This is a genomic window from [Flexibacter] sp. ATCC 35103, from assembly GCF_001975985.1.
GTDB lineage: Bacteria > Bacteroidota > Bacteroidia > Flavobacteriales > Flavobacteriaceae > Flavobacterium.
On record NZ_MTQF01000011.1, the window covers coordinates 130,420 to 148,329 of the forward strand.

A 17,910-nucleotide genomic window follows, 5' to 3' on the forward strand; every position below is an offset into this window, starting at 1 on the left:
GCTTTTATCCATTACTAAAGGTTTTTATGGCATTTTTAAATCTGTTTTCGGCTTTTATAAAGGAGCTTTCATCAATTTCGAATTCGCCGTACCAGATATAATTGTACAAGTATGACAAATAAGTAAACTCGTCTTTATGAGCAGGTTTTTGAAGTTCATATAAATAATCAGAATTCGTTTTTTCGATATCCCATTCGATATAGCGATTCTGCGCCATTACTTTTAGTAACCACAGATAATAATAGCGAACGGCAACTCTTTTTTCTCCTGACTGGATACTTTCCTGGATTAATTTTTCGAAATCAAGAAGATGAATATTCTTTTCGATATCAGAATAATAGATGTTTCTTTTACTCGAGTTTTTTCCAAAAATCCATTGTCCTTCTTTATTAATCAGGGCTTTCGCGATCAAATAGATTACAAAAACTATAATTAAAACGGCTATTGTTCTTAAAAAAACGGTAACAAAATCTACAGATGTCTGGGCGTTTTGTTCTTTAAAAACACTTCTGTAAATACGGGCGAGCCATTCGATAAAACGTTGCCAAAGAGATTTTTCTGGTGCTTTTTGTTCGTAAACGAAATCTGATCCGGTATATTTTTTCTTGAAATTTTTAGTAAAGGTTTTGGCTTCTATAGTACTGGAATCAACTTGAATATCTTTTTCTGTATATTTTATGGATGCGACTTTTGGAGGTTCGGCTGTAGCCAAAGAATCCTGAGCATGCGAAATACCAGAAAAGAAGAGGAAAGATATAATGAGGAAAATTTTATTCATTATTACTTCCAATTGATTCAATTTCAGTTGTTGAAATTTTATTTTCTGACTCTAAACTATAGTAGATAATTCCTTGATTAATGACTAATATGTTATTAAAAATATTACTCAATACAAGAATTAATACAAAGACGATTGTCAGGAGAATTATTATTATCGGTGAAACCTGAAAAGATGATTTTTCGAAATCAGGATTTGCTATAGCAAAGAAAATAAAGGCAAATATCCCCACAAAATAAAAGAACATGGTAATTGATGCCTGAATCATCTGGATGATAATCATGACAATAAAACTTGCTCCAATTGTAGACCAAAAATCTTCTTTTACTAAAAGGTAAGCATGATTTAAAGATTCAAAAAAGCTTCTGTCTTCTGTTAAATAACTATAAAAGCTAAGATTTATAAAAGTAAAAAGGGTAGGAATAGCAAGTATAATTAATGGTATTCCCACTAAAACAAAACAAAGAAAGAATAATGCAATTATAAGTATAAACAACGCTGGCATTACTATAAATAGAAGCCCAATGGTAAACTTAAATATTTTCCAGATGCTTTTTCTAAATGTTGCCAGTATCTCTTTTGCCGTAAAATCATTGTTGTTTTGTTGGGCTATTAATTTTAAATACAAAATTGGATAAGCTGAATTGAACAAGGAGATAAGTACCACAATAATGATAGAAACTATCGTAAAACCTATTAAGACCGGAGAATTTCCTAAGTAATCTAAAAATTGATTGGGATTCGCTTTTTGTACAGCATCATTTGACAGAAACTGAAAATTGAGTTTTAAAAACCAATACATTAAGGCACCGGTAACCAATAACATTCCGGCATTTATGATAAAAAAGATTTTGAAAAAATGCTTTCCAAAAGTTTTAAAAAAGGTAAATGAGTCTACTATATAGTCTCCCAGTTGTCGTTTTTTGTAAAGTTCAAACATTATAATGAAGTTGTTTTTTTGTGAACAATGAATGGATAAACCAAATAATAAAATGAAATTATCCCTAACGTAAATAAAATGATAAAGCTGCTTAACCAATTGGGCATATCGATAGAATATCTTGTTATGAAACCTTCAAGAAATCCGGCACTTATAGTGAAAGGAAATGTACTCAGAAATATTTTGAAACTGTTTTTAAAACCTATTTTTAATGAATTTAATCTCGAAAAAGTTTTAGGAAACAAGATAGAAGCACCCAGGATAAATCCGGCGGCACTTTCGATTACAATCGCAAAAATCTCCATAGATCCGTGAATCCAGATTCCGCGGACACTTTTCCAGAAAACGCCTTGTTCGTAAAAAAAGTATTGAAACGAACCTAACATCAATGAATTTTGAAGGAAAATATAAAAAGTTCCTAATCCGCCAAAGATGCCGTAAATGTAACATCTTGCGCCTACATACAAGTTATTCATGGTGATGCCAATAAAACTTCCCCAGTTGCTCCCGGAACCGTAAACCGCCATTGGATTTCCTTTTTTGATGTTTTCTAAAGTCATGTTTACATAACCATCTCCTAAAATCAGCCTCACGAAATTTTGATCATATCTGGCAGAAATGACTCCCATTGCCACAGTCAGGAAGAATAAAATAAATGCATACAGCAAATATCTCTTGTATTCATAAAGAATCAAAGGAACTTCGGTTTTAAAGAATTCCAACAATCTGTTTTTTTCGGTTCTCTTGGTTTTATAAATTTTTTGATAAATCTGAGAAGCAAGATGATTTAAATATACAACTGTCTTACTTTTTGGATAATACGTTTGGGCATACGACAAGTCATTCATCATTTGAATGTACAAATTGGCTAACTCATCAGGATTTTTTTTAGCTTTACCAAAAATAGCGAGCTCAAACTCCAGCCATTTTTCTTTATTTTGTTTTATGAAGGCAACTTCTCTCATTACAGGCTAAAATATAAAATATGTCAGAATTATCTATTAATACAACACAAAATGTTAAAATAAATTTTATTGCCGCTTCAGCCGGAGAACGAATAGGATCTTATTTTATCGATCTGGCTATTAAACTCGCCTATGTAACGGTGATTTCCCTAATCTTTTTTTATGGGTTAAATTTCGATAAATTATTCCAGACATTAGACAATTGGTCAAAAACTTCCATTATTTTAATTCTTTATTTTCCGTTTTTTATTTATTCCTTAACCCTAGAAAGTATTTTTGAAGGACAGACTATCGGGAAAAAATTAGTGAAGATAAAAGTCGTGAAAATAGATGGTTATCAAGCCGGATTTGGCGATTATTTAATGCGTTGGTTTTTTAGATTAATTGATATTACACTTTTATACGGAATTGTAGCGATCGTAAGTGTAGTTTCGAGTAAAAAAGCACAAAGATTAGGCGATATGGTTGCAGGAACCGCTGTGATAACGCTAAAAAATAAAATCAATATTAGTCATACAATCCTTGAAGAAATTGGCGATGCATATGTTCCTACATATCCTTTGGTGATTAAACTTTCTGATAATGATATGCGAATTATTAAAGAGACTTTTCAAAATGCGCTTGCACGAAATGACCATGAAGTTATTTATAAATTAGTAGCGAAGATTGAAAATGTTACCGGAATCAAAAATCAATCAGGGAATAGTAATGATTTCTTGAGAGTTATCCTGAAAGATTATAATTTTTACACTCAGAATATGTAGGATTGAAAATTTAAAGTTTTAAATTAAATTACGAATCTAATCTCAAAATCTTAGTATCTCTTTACCTTTGCACCTTGAAAAAGAAAGAATGTTTCATTTATTAGATCTTATCGGTACGATGGCTTTTGCTATGTCCGGCGCTTTAACGGCAATGCATAAAAAACTGGATCCGTTTGGTGTTTTTATTATTGCTTTTGTTACGGCAGTTGGCGGTGGTACGCTTCGTGATGTTTTAATTGGCAGAACACCGGTGGGGTGGATGCAGGATTTAAAATATGTCTATGTGATTATTTTGGGTTTTGGCCTTGCAATTCTCTTTAGAAAAAAGTTTGACAAATTAAGAACGTCTTTGTTTTTATTTGATACTATTGGGTTAGGGGTTTTTACTTTAATAGGTCTTGAAAAAGGAATCATGATTGGTTTACATCCTGTAATTTGCATTGCTTTAGGAACTATGACAGCTTGTTTTGGCGGCGTTACACGGGATATTTTATGTACTGAAATTCCAACAATATTCAGACGTGAAATTTATGCTACGATTTGTATTTTTGGCGGAATCGTGTTTTTTGCTCTTAAAAAATTAAATTTAGATGACGACGTTTTGTATTTAGTAACATCAGTTGTGATTATTACAGTTCGATTGTTAGCGGTAAAATTCAAATGGTATTTACCGGCATTTGAACATAAATAAGATTTTTTAAACGATATTAGCCACAGATTAGGATTAAAATAGATTTTTTAGGCTAAAACTTAATGAATCAGTAAATAAGTGGCAGAAGAATGACAAAATATATTGTAAAAAAATATGACCAGGATGACTATAAAATCTGGAATGATTTTGTAGCTCAGTCAAAAAATGCTACGTTTTTGTTTCATCGCGATTTTATGGAATATCACCAGGATCGTTTTGATGATTTTTCACTTTTAGTTTTCGAGGGTCAAAAGTTAGTTTCGGTTTTACCTGCGAATAAATCAGGTGAAATTATATACTCACATCAAGGGCTTACATACGGGAGTTTAGTGTATAAAGAGCAAACGAAATTAGCAGCTGTTATAGAAATTTTTCAGGCGATTTTATTTTTTCTGAATGAAAATAAGATTGAAATTTTACAATTTAAGGCACTTCCTTCTATTTATCATTTAAAGCCTGCTGACGAAGTTTTATATGCTTTGTTTTTAGGCGACGCAAAATTGGTACGCCGCGATTCTCTTTCAGTAATAGATTTATCACAAGATAATATTACATCAAAAATTAGAAAAAGAGGTTTTCAAAAGGGAGTTTCAAATCAACTGATAATTAAGGAAGAAACTCATTTTGAATCTTTTTGGAATGAAATATTGATTCCTAATTTAGATAAAAGACATAATGCAAAACCCGTTCATTCTGTTGAAGAAATGAATTATTTAAAGTCGGTTTTTCCTAAAAATATTCATCAGTTTAATGTTTATTCAGGAGATAAAATTGTGGCAGGAACAACTGTTTTTGAAACTCAGACTGTAGCGCATTGTCAGTATATTTCGAAAAATAAAGATCAGGAAAATCTGGGAAGTTTAGATTTTCTTTTTCATCATTTAATTCAGGAAAGATTTGCTGAAAAGAGATTTTTTGATTTTGGTATTTCGAACGAAAATCAGGGGAAAAATCTAAATGAAGGATTATCATATTGGAAAGAAAGTTTTGGCGCAAGTATCATAATTCATGATTTCTACGAACTGCAAACTGTTAATTATAAAAAGTTAAAAGGTATTTTTGTTTAGTAATAAAAAATAATATGATATCATTTCTCGATCTTAAAAAAATAAACGAACCTTATGAAGCTGCTTTTCAGGAAAAACTGAAATCAGTTTTGGATAATGGCTGGTATATTCTGGGAAATGAAGTAGCAGCGTTTGAAAAAGCTTTCGCTAAATTCTGCAAAACAGATTATTGTATTGGGGTCGGGAATGGTTATGATGCTCTGGTTTTAATTTTTAAAGGATATATCCAACTGGGTAAACTTCAAAAAGGAGATGAAGTTATTGTGCCTGCAAATACTTATATTGCTAGTATTCTGGCTATTTTACAAGCAGATTTAATTCCTGTTTTGGTCGAACCCAGATTAGAAACTTACAATATAAATCCGGATTTAATTGAAGAAAAAATAACCTCGAAAACAAAAGCCATTTTAGCGGTTCATCTCTACGGACAATTGGCTGAAATGGATAAAATAAATGAAATTGCAAGTCAGAACAATCTATTAATTGTTGAAGATGCTGCACAATCTCATGGTGCCATCACTACTCTGAAATCTAAAATCTATCCCGAAACTTCGGGACTAAAATCAGCTGTTGCCTATAGTTTTTATCCGGGTAAAAATTTAGGTACGTTGGGAGATGGCGGAGCAATAACCACAAACGATCCGGAATTGGCCAAAGTTCTTTTTTCGCTTCGCAATTATGGTTCTGAGAAAAAATATTATAACGATTATATAGGCGTAAATTCAAGATTAGATGAACTTCAGGCTGCATTCTTAAATTTAAAATTACCTAATTTAAATAGTGATAATTACAAACGCCGCACTATTGCAAAACGATATTTAGCGGAAATAAAAAATGATAAAATAATACTTCCGGTTTGGGAATTCTCTGATAATCACGTTTTTCATTTGTTTGTTATCAGAACTGAAAACAGAGAAAATTTGCAGGAATATTTAAGCCAAAATAATATTCAGACTGTTATACATTATCCAATTGCTCCACATAAACAAAAAGCACTTTTAGATTTTAATGATTTATCTTTTCCAATTACAGAGAAGATTCATAATGAGGTTTTAAGTTTGCCAATAAATCCTGTTTTAACAGATTTGGAAGTTAGTTTTGTTATTGAAGTTTTAAATAAGTATTAATGTCCAATAGCAAATCATATGAACAAATCTTAAAAGCGACTTCTCTTTTTGGCGGAGTTCAATTTTTTACCATACTTATTTCGGTAATCCGGACTAAATTTATTGCTGTATTTATAGGTGCGGCTGGTATGGGATTAATATCATTATTAAATTCTACGATTAACATAATAGGCGGGATTTCTGGTTTAGGAGTTGAAACAAGTGCCATTAAAAATATTTCGGAAAAATATAAAGATGAAGATTTAAAAAGTATTTCCAGAATAGTCGCGATAGTAAAAAAAATGACGCTATTCACGGGTATATTTGGAACAATTTTAACCATTATTTTTTCAAAATGGCTTAGTATTATGACTTTTGGGAATACAGATCAAATGTATTCGTTTATTTTTTTGTCGATAACATTGTTATTTAAACAAGTAACATCAGGACAATTGATCGTTTTGCAAGCAATAAGAAAAATGAGGTTTTTAGCTAAAGCCAATTTGTATGGAAATTTATTTGGACTATTGTTTTCAATTCCTTTATACATTTATTTTAAGATTGATGCAATTGTACCAACCATCATTATAAGTTTTTTATCAGCGTTATTGTTTTCTTTTTATTTTTCGAATAAGATAAAGATTGAAAAAGAGAAAGTAGAAAAAATTCATTTTATAGGAGAAGGGAAAATTATAATTAAACTAGGATTAATGCTTACGATAAGTGGATTGTTGACATTGTTGTCTTCCTATCTCATTCAAATTTATATTAGTAACGTTAGTGATGTTGAACAAGTTGGTTTTTATAATGCAGGTTTTACATTATTGAATTCTTATGTAGGAATTATTTTTACCGTTATGAGCACGGATTATTTTCCAAGATTAGCGGCTATAAATAAAGACACTGAAAAAATAAAACAAAGTGTTACACAGCAATCTTTAATTTCAATTTTGATTATTACACCTATAATAGTTTTGTTTTTGACATTTGTGCCTTTGATAATAAAACTTATATATACTTCAAAATTCACCATAATAATACCAATGGTTTGTTTTGGAATTTTAGGAATGCTATTTAGAGCTGTTTCCTGGTCTATTGGATATATTCTAATTGCAAAAGGGGATTCTAAAATGTTTGTTAGAACTTCTATTTTGTTTAATATTGTATCGCTTGTAATGAATATTTTCGGATACTATTTTTACGGACTGAAAGGTTTGGGAATTAGTTTTTTAATATATTATGGTTTTCACTTTTTGATTTTGAAAATTATTACTAAAAAACGATATGGCTTTTATTTTGATAAGAGTTTTTATATCATTTATATGAGTTGTTTTTTAATATGTATTGTTAGTTTTTTATTGCGATATATAGAGCTGCCAGTAGTAAAATACAGTTTAATGGGATTAATGTGTTTATTGTCGATAATTTTTGTTTTGTATCAGATTAATAAAGAAATGAATTTAAAAAATGTATTTATTTCGATTTTTAGAAATAATGATAATACTTTTTAATATGTACAATAAACTGAGGCTGGTATATCATCGATTTAAATTTTATTATTCAGTAAACTGGACTAAAACGCTGTATTTTAATTTTAAAAAATTTCCTTTTGATGTTGCAAAAAAACTTCCTGTATATTTTTATGGAAAGGTAAAATTTACTTCTATTGCAGGTAAAATTGAGATCAACGCACCTATTCGAAAAGGAATGATTGGTTTTGGTCAGGCTTATGAAATGAATACAATTCATAAAGGGACTGCAGAAATTAATATAACTGGAACGTTAGTTTTTAAAGGAAGTGTACAATTTGGGAAAGATTATTTTGTTATAGTAAAAACAAACGGATACTGTGAATTTGGTCATATGTCTTCTCTTGCATCAAATGGAAAATTAATATGTACAGATAAAATTATTTTAGGAGATTATGCAAGATTAGGATCAGAATGTCAATTGATAGATACTAATTTTCATCAGATGATTGATACTCAAACAGGTGAGGTTTATAAAATGAGTTCACCTATACAAATAGGAAATTATAATTTTATTAGTAACAGAGTTTCTATTATGAAGGGAACTGTAACACCTAATTTTTGTACTATTGCTTCAAATAGTGTCTGTACAAAAGATTATTCTTCGTTTGGGGAAAATGTTTTAATAGGTGGTATTCCTGTAAAATTGATTAAGAATAATATTTCGAGAGATTGGCAAGGCGAAAAAGAAAATTTAAACAGATGGTTAATCGTTTAATCCAAGTTCCAGACACTCAAATATTTTTCAGCAATTTTTACATAATCATGTTCTTTCTCTATAAAAGTTCTCGCACGTTTACCTATTGCAACTATTTCTTCAGGATTTTCAATTAAAAATGATAATTCCTGAACTAAATAATCAACATCAGGAAGCGCATTTATACAAACCTTTTCAGTAAGATTATAATAATTTATAAATTCAGTTTCAGCGCCAGTAAACACTACTTTTCCTTTTGCCATTGCTTCAAGTGCATTGTATCCCTGATCATACGAAAAAACCTGATCAAGCACAATATGGGCATTTCTAAAAAGAGTTATATATATGTTGTAAGGAGTATTTTCAGTTTTAATAATACGGACTTTTTCGCCGTATTTTTTCTGAATTATTTCAAGCGCTTCTGTAAAATAATGCGTTCCTTTTTTGATAGAACTTGTATTGTTTTCACCTAAAAAAATAACCACTTCTTTAGTAATGCTAAATGGCTCAAAGCAAATTTTATCTGTATTTACAGGATTCGGTATTAATGTTTCTTCAGATAGTGGAATTTTATAATCTAAATCGGATACAATTGTTTTGTTAACTTTTGATTGTATAAAATCATATAAACTTCGATAGTTTTTTTGAGTATATTTTAAGGAAAAAGAATAGGAAGATTTAAGTTTTCTATCTTCTAACAAAGGCGTTAATATAGAATATTTTCCAGTGTCTTTTAGCATAAAATCTATAATGGGAGTATCTTCACCACAAACTAAAAGAAAACTTTTTTTATTTTGATTAAAAAGCTTGTTCAGTAAGAATTTAGAGAAAAAAGGATAAGTTTCAATTGCATTTGAATTGATTAATTGAACAGCGTCATAATTTTTGAGTTGTGGTAGAAAAAGCCAAAATCGTATTCCTTTTTCAGCCAATTGCAAATCAATTTTTAAAAGACGAAATAAGATCTTATTTAAAAATACTAAAAACTTATTCTTAAGGAAGTATCTCGGAAAAATAGAATAGTCTACAGGAAATTGTTTAAAACTATCACCGGTCGCAATAATTTTAACTTCATGATGCAAAGCTTCTAATCCTTCTTTTAAAGAATTATGTAACCTGCTATATTCTCCTACCAAGAGTATTTTCATTTGTGCCGGAAATATTTATATTTACGTAAATATATATGAAAAATGTCAAATGTTTTTTCTCAAAATGACTTCGAAATTTTAATTGCTACAAGAGACAGAAGTAATTTGGATTTTTTGTTGCCAATGTTTCCCTTTCAGCATTTTTCATTTTTCAATATCTTAATTGTAAATCAGTCTGAAACAGAGGTTTTAATTTCTGATTTTAAATCAGTTAGAGTAATTAATTCCACTGAAAAAGGTTTGTCTAAAAGCAGAAATCTGGCAATTAAAAATGCATCCGGAAAAATATGTTTAATTGCTGATGATGATGTGATTTTTGCAAAAGATTTCAATAGAGATATTCTTTCAGCTTTTGAAATCCTTCCTTTTGCAAGTATAATTACATTTAATCATGAGAGAATTGGAGATTTGCAACCTCAAAAAAAAGAAAAAGCCTCTTTTTTACATGATAAAAAAAGTATCTGGAATGTAAGTTCTATTGAAATTGCCTTTAAACCAGACGATATAAAAGAAAAAAACATCACTTTTGATGAATATTTTGGACTTGGTTCCTTTTTTGAAACAGCTGAAGAATTTTTGTTTTTAAAGCGAGCATTGATTCAAAACTTGAAAATTTATTATAGCCCTGAAATTATTGTTTCGCATCCATTGTTTTCTTCTGGCAAAGCTGAAGGTGCAGATAACTTAATTTATGCCAGAGCCGCATTGTTTTATAAATTGTATGGAAATTTTGCTTTCATTTTGCTTGCCAAATATGTGCTTTTTTTAATTAGAAAAAAGTACATTCGCTTTTTAGAATTAAGTAAGAAATATAAAATTGGATTAGCTGGAATTGCTCAATTCAAAGAATTAACCCAAAATAAACTATGACTACAATTGGTGACGTTCAATTAATCGAAATTCCAAAAATTCAGGATAGACGAGGTAATCTGTCGGTTATAGAAGGAACGATAATTCCATTTGCTTCAAAACGTGTTTATTACTTATACGATGTTCCAAGCGGAAGCAAAAGAGGCGGACATGCACATAAAAAGCAGCAAGAATTTTTGATAGCCTTGAGTGGTAGTTTTGATGTTGTTTTGAAAGACGGAAAATCAACTCAGACTGTTACGCTAAACAGACCAAATTTGGGCTTATTAATTGTAGACGGAATTTGGCGCGAATTATGTAATTTTTCTTCAGGAGCTGTTTGTTTGGTTTTGGCTTCAGACGAATTTGATGAAGAAGATTATATCAGGGAATATAAAAATTTTAAATTATTTAAAAACCGATGAGCCAAATCCTAAATTTGCCAATTTAAGTTTTACCTTAATTAAAAATTGAAGTAAATAGGGCGGAAGATGTAATAAAAATCTTTTTTTTCTGCCAATATTTTTTAAATCAATACCATTGTAATAATAATCAAAAAGTATTTTATTAGATAATAATTTACTTTTAATGGCAAGTGAAAATCTATTTAAATCTAAGAAGTATTTTAGATCTTGATTTGTTTTTTCAAGCTCGGTAAATTTCGAAAAATCCATTTTAGATGTTATCAAATTCGGATTTTTAGAAAGGCTGTTTTCATCGTGTATATACCGGACTAAAACTTTCCAAATAAATAAAACGGGATATTTTAATCCAGTCCTAATCCATAAATCAGTGTCTTGTCCGCTTTTTATTTTTGGATCAAAAACGCCAATTTCCTCAAAAATATTTGTATTAAAAACAGCGCTTGATGTTAAAATAGCAGATTCTTTTACACTAGCTTTAAAGTAATTTACAAACTCAAAATCAGATTTTTTACTTATCGAATATTTTGCAGGAAATATTTTTTGTGATGTTTCAATTTCGATTGCGGCTGCAAATACTTTTTGTTCCGGAAACCGCGTACAATATTCATGCATTACTTTTAAAAAATCCGGATACCAATAGTCATCTGCATCAAGAAAGGTAACAAAAGATCCATTAGCTAAGGAAATTCCCAAGTTTCTGGTTAGGGAAACGCCTTCATTTTTTTTACTGTAATATCGAATTCGCTCATCTTTAAAACTCAATAATTTTTCCTCACTTTTATCTGTTGAACCATCATTTATGACAATTATTTCGTAATCTCCAAAACTTTGATCCAAGACACTTTTTATGGTGTTTTCGATAAATTTTTCTTTATTATACAACGGAATTATTACAGAAAAAAATGTCATTTATTTAATTTTTAAAGTACAATAATAGCCAAGTCTGTAAATGTCAAATACAAAAAGTGATGGTTTTTTACTCAGTAATTGCTTAAGAAAAAATGGTTTGAAGATTTTAAACCCAAAAACAACTAAAGATCGAAGATAATATTTTTTTATGATTTGAAAATAATGAGAAAGCTTAACATAATCAGAAGTGATTAAATGAGAATCTACGAGATTTTTTAGTCCAATAACGGCTTCTTCAGATTTTTTTAGAAATGTTTGACTATCCTCAATTCCTAAATGATAAACAGGATTTTCAATATGAATAACTTCAGTTTTATTTTGCATTAAGTCAAACGAAAACAAAGTGTCTTCATGTCTGAGATTGGGAATGCTTTCATTGAATTTTACTTTCGAAAAAATACTTTTCGATATCAAAAAATTTAAGGTTAAAAATGAAATATAAGGATTTATATTTCTTTGCAAAGTTCCTAAAGCTTCTCGCTTATTACCATAAATCCAACGTAAAAGCTGTTCTTTTTTAGGTTTTTTACTTTGATATAAAATACCTCCGTATATTACTTTTTCGCTATTATTGATTTGTGAAATATAATTAGTGATAAAGTTTTTATGAACCGGAAGTGTATCAGCATCCAGAAAAAGCAAATTCTCATAATTTGCTTTTTTAGCCAGTAGATTCCGAATGGCACTTCGACCGATATTTTTTTCTAAAACAGAATAGGAACTGTTTTGAAATTGATTAATCTTTTGGTTTTCAAGTAAAAAGTTATCGGAAGCATCATCGAGACAAATAATTTCAAAAGTAACATTTGCTTCTAAAGCCTGATTGTATAATAACTCAACAAGATTATAAACATTATAGTTGTAAGTCGGAATTAAAATAGAAAGCATTACACGCTGCGTTGTACCACTTCAAAAATTCTTTCGTCTTCACATTTTAGCGTTTTAGACGGGAATTTCATCAGTAAAGCATAATCGTGTGTTGCCATTATAACCGTTTTACCGTTAGCGTTGATTTTTTTCAATACTTCAAGCACCTCAGAACTGGTTTGCGGATCTAAGTTTCCTGTTGGCTCATCTGCAAGGATAAATTCCGGATCGTTAAGTAAAGCTCTTGCAATGGCAACACGTTGTTGCTCTCCGCCTGAAAGCTGATGCGGCATTTTGTTAACGTATTCTTTCATTCCAACTTTGTCCAGAACTTCATCGATTTTACGTTCCATTCCTTCTTTATCAACCCATCCTGTAGCTCTTAGAACAAAAAGCATATTGTCTTTTACAGAACGATCAGGAAGCAATTTAAAATCCTGAAATACGATTCCGATTTTACGTCTTAAATACGGAATATCTTTTTCTTTTAAAGTCGCCAAATCAAACTCAACTATGTGAGCTTCACCTTCTGATAATGGTAAATCTGCATATAAAGTTTTTAAAAAACTACTTTTTCCGGATCCTGTTTTTCCAATAATGTATATAAATTCACCATGATTTACATCCAGATTAATATGAGATAAAATTTTTCTTCCTTCCTGATATATAGTGACTTCTTTGAGAGATAGTACGGTTTGTGACATAATAAATTGATTTGATTGGTAAAAGTAATAAGATAACGCTTCGATTCAAAATAAATTTGAATCATTTCTGTGAGAAATTTTTAAGGAGCTGCCATAAATTAAAAGGATTAGAAAGATTTTATTGTTTATCAGAGAAAAATTAAATTTTTATGGATGCAAATCTGTAAGAGGAAGTTTGAGAACCAATATTTTGAAGTCTGTAAGCCATTTTATAACAAGCATTAAAATATTTGTTCATAATAAAAGCCTGAAACGTTTCGTTATAAACGGTATAAAATGATACATTTGAATACTAAATATAATTAAAATGCGTAAACTTTCCTGGTTCTTTTTATTACCAATTATTCTTATTTCGACCATAGTTTCGGCACAAAAATCAGCTATTTATACTTACGATCTAAAGGAGTTTGACAAAGCACTGGCTTTATATAATGACAAACAATATGCTTCGGCACAACTTATTTTCGAACATGTAAAAAACAATGCCACGACCGAAGAAGTGCAGTCAGATTGTGCGTATTACATCGCCAATTGTGCCATTAGGACCAATAAAGCAAATGCGGATGCTTTGATGGAGAAATTCGTTACCGATTATCCAACAAGCACCAAACAAAATCAGGCCTATATTGAGGTTGCCCAGTTTTTCTTTGAACAGGGAAATTATCCAAAAGCTTTACAGTGGTTTGATAAAGTGGATGAAAGTTATATGAGCAAATCAGATTCAGATAAATTTAATTTCCAAAAGGGATATGCTTACTTCAATGCCAAAAAGAAAAAAGAAGCAACAACATACTTTAATAAAGTCGTAAATTCTCCTGAATTTGGTTCTCAGGCTAAGTATTATCTGGGTTTCATGGCTTATGAAGGCGATGATTATAAAGAAGCAACCAAATATTTTGATGAGGTTTCAGGCGAAGAAAAATACAAAGAAAAGCTTTCGTACTATCAGGCTGATATGAATTTCAAATTAGGAAATTTCCAGAAAGCAATTGATTTAGGGCAAAAAGCGATGTCTAAATCAAATGAGCTTGAAAAATCAGAATTAAATAAAATTATCGGCGAAAGCTATTTCAATCTAAAACAATACGACAAAGCAATTCCGTTTTTAGAGCAATATGCAGGTAAAAAAGGAAAATGGAATAATACTGATTTCTACCAATTAGGTTATGCTTATTATGAGAGAAAAGAGTATGAAAAAGCGATTTCTCAATTTAATAAAATTATTGAAGGAAAAGATTTCGTGGCTCAAAATGCCTATTATCATTTAGGGTTGAGTTATTTGAATACAGGAAAAAAGCAAGAAGCCTTAAATGCTTTTAAAAATGCTTCTGAAATGGATTTTAATGCACAAATTCAGGAAGATGCGGCTTTAAATTATGCTAAAGTGAGTTATGATATAGGAAATGCGTATCAAACTGTTCCTGCAATTTTACTTGATTTCCTGAAAAAATATCCAAATAATTCAAGCAGATCTGAAATAGAAAAATTATTAGTTGATTCTTATATTTCGACTAAAAACTATAAAGAAGCCTTGGTTTTATTAGAGAAAAACAGATCAGCTGAGAATAAAGCGGCGTATCAAAAAGTACTTTTTTACAGAGGTTTAGAATTGTATAATGAATCGAATTATCAGGAAGCCGGAAAAATGTTCAAAAGTGCGATCAGCGAACAAAAAACACCTGAGTTTACAGCACGTGCTACTTTCTGGAAAGCAGAAACAGAGTATGTTACAGCCGATTTTCAGAATGCATTATTGACTTACAAACAATTTGCAGGGCAAGCTGCCGCTAAAACAACTGATGAGTATAAAAATATCAATTATAATATTGGATACACTTATTTTAAACTCAAAGAATACGATCAGGCAGGAAATTCATTTCAGGCACAAATCGATAATTCAAAAGAAGATAAAGTTCGTTTGAATGATTCCTATTTACGTTTGGGAGATTGTCGTTTTGTAAATTCAAAATACACTGCAGCAAATGAGGCTTACGCAAAAGCAATTGAAGCAAAAGGAGTTGATGCCGATTATGCTCAGTTTCAAAAAGCAATTTCTTATGGATTTATGTCTAAAAATGACAAGAAAGTCGATGAACTGAATAATTTTCTTCAGATGTATAAAAAATCTGAATACCGTGATGATGCTTTATATGAATTGGGAAATACTTATGTAGCAGAGAAAAAGAATGATCAGGCGATTAAAACGTATGATCAGTTAATTTCTGAATATAAAAATGGGGCATTTACTTCAAAGTCAATTTTAAAACAAGGTTTGATTTATTATAACTCAGATCGTGACGAGCAAGCATTGGTTAAATTCAAGAAAGTAGCGGCTGATTTTCCTAAAACTCCCGAAGCTTTAGAAGCAGTTTCGACAGCGAGATTAATTTATGTAGATTCAGGAAAAGTAGACGAATATGCAACCTGGGTTCGTACTTTAGACTTTGTTGCAGTTACAGATGCTGAGCTGGATAACGATACTTATGATGCTGCTTACAAGCAATACAGTCAAAATAACAGTAAACAGGCGATTACAGGCTTTACAGGTTATATAAATAAGTTTCCATCAGGGCTTCATTCGTTAGAAACTAATTTTTATTTGGCTCAATTGTATTATTCAGAAGGCTCAGAAACGAAATCGGTTGCTAATTATCAGTATGTAACAGATCAGCCAAGAAACGAATTTACAGAGCAATCTTTAATGAAATTAGCGCAGATTTATCTAAAAGCAAAAGATTGTGATAAATCGACTCCGGTATTAATCAGATTAGAAAATGAATCTGATTCTTCTCAAAACAAAAGTTTTGCACAAGCTAACCTGATGAAATGTCATTACGACAAAAAAGATTATGATAATTCGGTTATCTACGCAGATAAAGTATTGCAGAATGTAAAAGCAGATGCAAACGTAAAAGCCGATGCGCAAATTATCGTAGCGCGTGCAGCAATGCAAACCGGAGATGAAGACAAGGCGAAAGCAGCTTATGCGAAATTATCAGCAACATCAAAAGGAGAATTGGCAGCAGAAGCATTGTATTATGATGCTTATTTTAAAACTAAAGAAGGCAAGTTTGAAGCTTCGAATGTTTCAGTTCAAAAGTTGGCTAAAAATTATTCGGCTTATAAATATTACGGAGCGAAAAGTTTGGTTTTAATGGCTAAAAACTTCTACGGATTAAAAGATAGTTATCAGGCAACTTATATTTTAGATAACGTAATCAACAATTTTACCGATTATCCGGATGTTGTTGAAGAAGCTAAAAAAGAATTAGCCGCTATAAAATTAGAAGAATCTAAAACAAATTCGTCTATTAATAAGTAAGAGTAAAGAGTATAGAAAATAGAATAAAGAAAATAGAATAAAGAGAATAGAAGCAAGATGCAATAAGAAAGATTGCTGAGAAGTCTTTTTTCTTTGCTCTTGCATCTATTTTCTCAATAAAAAATAAGAACAATGAGTTTACCCTTTTATATAGTTGATGTTTTTGCTGATAAAAAATACGCCGGGAATCAATTGGCAGTTTTTCTGGAGGCGGAAAATTTAAGTTCGGCAGAAATGCAGCAGATTGCGCGCGAAATTAATTTTGCCGAAAGTACTTTTATAACCAAACTTGACAAAGAAAATAATAAAGCCGAGATAAAAATATTTACGCCATCTCAGGAGATGCAATTTGCGGGACATCCTATAATTGGGACATCTTGGGTTTTGATGAATAAAATATTTAATGATTCTCCGGAGAATATAAAATTGAATGTTCCAATTGGGCCAATTTCAATTCATCAGTCAGAAGGTTTGATTTGGTTAAAAGCAGCTCAGCCAAAATTTTGGGATATTTTTTCGAAAGAAGATATTACAGTATTTAGTAATCTGAAAAATCATGATTTCGAAAATCAATTTCCAATTCAGGAAGTAACTACCGGAAGTGCCTTTGTAATGGTTGGATTGAGTAGTAAAAGAGCTTTGGAAAGTTTGGTTTTAGATAAAGATAAAACAAACGACTGGTTGGTAAAAAATTGTAAAACAACCCACAGAGGTTTGTATTTTTATTATCTCGAAGGTTCAAAATTGTTTAGCAGAATGTTGTGTATTGAACACAATCAATTGGTAGAAGATGCAGCAACAGGAAGCGCAAGTACATGTTTACAAGCTTTTTTATTAAAATATCATAAACCAGAAATTGATTTAATTAATTATCAGGGAGATTATATCAATCGTCCGTCTCAAATTTATTTTAAAGGAAGTTTAAACGATAATGAGTTTGATATTAAAATAGGAGGAAAAGCTCAGTTTGTTGCAAAAGGAGATTGGGAAGCTTAGCTGAAAAGATATATAGAAGAAAGAGTCAAGAGAATAGAGTTAAGAAGAAAGAATAAAGAGAATAGAATAAAGAGAATAGAATATAGAAATAGAGTCAAGAAGCTAGGGGAAAGAGCAAAGACTGAAAAATATAATAGAATAAAGAAATAGAGA

Annotated in this window: 17 protein-coding genes; 10 read left to right on the forward strand and 7 right to left on the reverse strand. The window is 30.4% G+C overall.

Translation table 11 applies throughout. The features are described 5' to 3' along the window. Positions 1–4: 4 nt before the first annotated feature. From BXU01_RS20435 to BXU01_RS20445, 3 genes are read right to left on the reverse strand one after another with little or no spacing between them, the layout of a single operon-like run. Positions 5–778, reverse strand: a complete 774-nt coding sequence (locus BXU01_RS20435; protein ID WP_083695014.1) for a DUF4129 domain-containing protein — start codon at positions 776–778, stop codon at positions 5–7. Next, positions 771–1,718: a hypothetical protein gene (locus BXU01_RS20440; RefSeq protein ID WP_083695015.1), complete on the reverse strand. Its 948-nt coding sequence runs from the start codon at positions 1,716–1,718 to the stop codon at positions 771–773. The genes BXU01_RS20435 and BXU01_RS20440 overlap by 8 nt, the downstream gene beginning before the upstream one ends. Further along, positions 1,718–2,683: a stage II sporulation protein M gene (locus tag BXU01_RS20445; RefSeq protein WP_083695016.1), complete on the reverse strand. Its 966-nt coding sequence runs from the start codon at positions 2,681–2,683 to the stop codon at positions 1,718–1,720. The genes BXU01_RS20440 and BXU01_RS20445 overlap by 1 nt, the downstream gene beginning before the upstream one ends. 20 nt (positions 2,684–2,703) lie before the next feature. Between BXU01_RS20445 and BXU01_RS20450 the strand changes: the two genes are divergently transcribed. The 6 genes from BXU01_RS20450 to BXU01_RS20475 all read left to right on the forward strand — a co-directional run bounded on the left by BXU01_RS20450 (position 2,704) and on the right by BXU01_RS20475 (position 8,558). Next, a complete protein-coding gene (locus tag BXU01_RS20450; RefSeq protein ID WP_083695017.1) occupies positions 2,704–3,447 on the forward strand; it encodes an RDD family protein in 744 nt (247 codons plus the stop codon). Between the two features lie 88 nt (positions 3,448–3,535). Further along, positions 3,536–4,138, forward strand: coding sequence for a trimeric intracellular cation channel family protein (locus BXU01_RS20455; RefSeq protein ID WP_083695018.1), 603 nt, complete (start codon positions 3,536–3,538; stop codon positions 4,136–4,138). An 89-nt stretch (positions 4,139–4,227) separates the two neighbouring features. Further along, entirely contained in the window at positions 4,228–5,205 is a 978-nt protein-coding gene (locus BXU01_RS20460; protein WP_083695019.1) for a GNAT family N-acetyltransferase, read from the forward strand. A gap of 14 nt (positions 5,206–5,219) precedes the next feature. Further along, complete coding sequence (locus tag BXU01_RS20465) at positions 5,220–6,332, forward strand: DegT/DnrJ/EryC1/StrS aminotransferase family protein (RefSeq protein WP_083695020.1); 1,113 nt, start codon at positions 5,220–5,222, stop codon at positions 6,330–6,332. Further along, positions 6,332–7,822 (forward strand): oligosaccharide flippase family protein, encoded by a 1,491-nt coding sequence (locus BXU01_RS20470; protein WP_083695021.1) that lies wholly within the window; start codon positions 6,332–6,334, stop codon positions 7,820–7,822. The genes BXU01_RS20465 and BXU01_RS20470 overlap by 1 nt, the downstream gene beginning before the upstream one ends. 1 nt (position 7,823) lies before the next feature. Then, on the forward strand, positions 7,824–8,558 hold the full coding sequence (locus tag BXU01_RS20475; protein ID WP_083695069.1) for a transferase: 735 nt from the start codon (positions 7,824–7,826) through the stop codon (positions 8,556–8,558). Here the strand turns inward: BXU01_RS20475 and BXU01_RS20480 are convergent. Further along, positions 8,555–9,685 carry a glycosyltransferase gene (locus tag BXU01_RS20480; protein WP_083695022.1) on the reverse strand — a complete coding sequence of 377 codons (1,131 nt, stop codon included), beginning with the start codon at positions 9,683–9,685 and terminating at the stop codon, positions 8,555–8,557. The two genes, BXU01_RS20475 and BXU01_RS20480, sit on opposite strands and share 4 nt — an antisense overlap. 42 nt (positions 9,686–9,727) lie before the next feature. Here BXU01_RS20480 and BXU01_RS20485 point away from each other — a divergent pair, with 42 nt between their 5' ends. After that, complete coding sequence (locus BXU01_RS20485) at positions 9,728–10,555, forward strand: glycosyltransferase family 2 protein (protein ID WP_083695023.1); 828 nt, start codon at positions 9,728–9,730, stop codon at positions 10,553–10,555. After that, positions 10,552–10,959, forward strand: coding sequence for an FdtA/QdtA family cupin domain-containing protein (locus BXU01_RS20490; protein ID WP_083695024.1), 408 nt, complete (start codon positions 10,552–10,554; stop codon positions 10,957–10,959). The genes BXU01_RS20485 and BXU01_RS20490 overlap by 4 nt, the downstream gene beginning before the upstream one ends. Here the strand turns inward: BXU01_RS20490 and BXU01_RS20495 are convergent. The 3 genes from BXU01_RS20495 to BXU01_RS20505 are packed head-to-tail and all read right to left on the reverse strand — an operon-like array spanning position 10,942 to position 13,439. Then, positions 10,942–11,868, reverse strand: a complete 927-nt coding sequence (locus BXU01_RS20495) for a glycosyltransferase family A protein (RefSeq protein WP_083695025.1) — start codon at positions 11,866–11,868, stop codon at positions 10,942–10,944. The two genes, BXU01_RS20490 and BXU01_RS20495, sit on opposite strands and share 18 nt — an antisense overlap. Then, positions 11,869–12,756: a glycosyltransferase family 2 protein gene (locus BXU01_RS20500; protein ID WP_083695026.1), complete on the reverse strand. Its 888-nt coding sequence runs from the start codon at positions 12,754–12,756 to the stop codon at positions 11,869–11,871. Continuing rightward, complete coding sequence (locus BXU01_RS20505; RefSeq protein ID WP_055098433.1) at positions 12,756–13,439, reverse strand: cell division ATP-binding protein FtsE; 684 nt, start codon at positions 13,437–13,439, stop codon at positions 12,756–12,758. Before BXU01_RS20505 ends, BXU01_RS20500 begins: the two co-directional genes overlap by 1 nt. 307 nt (positions 13,440–13,746) lie before the next feature. On the opposite strand from BXU01_RS20505, the gene BXU01_RS20510 reads away from it, so the two are divergent. Both BXU01_RS20510 and BXU01_RS20515 read left to right on the forward strand, forming a co-directional pair. After that, positions 13,747–16,761 carry a tetratricopeptide repeat protein gene (locus tag BXU01_RS20510; RefSeq protein WP_083695027.1) on the forward strand — a complete coding sequence of 1,005 codons (3,015 nt, stop codon included), beginning with the start codon at positions 13,747–13,749 and terminating at the stop codon, positions 16,759–16,761. A 132-nt stretch (positions 16,762–16,893) separates the two neighbouring features. Then, positions 16,894–17,757, forward strand: a complete 864-nt coding sequence (locus tag BXU01_RS20515; RefSeq protein WP_083695028.1) for a PhzF family phenazine biosynthesis protein — start codon at positions 16,894–16,896, stop codon at positions 17,755–17,757. Positions 17,758–17,910 lie beyond the last annotated feature (153 nt).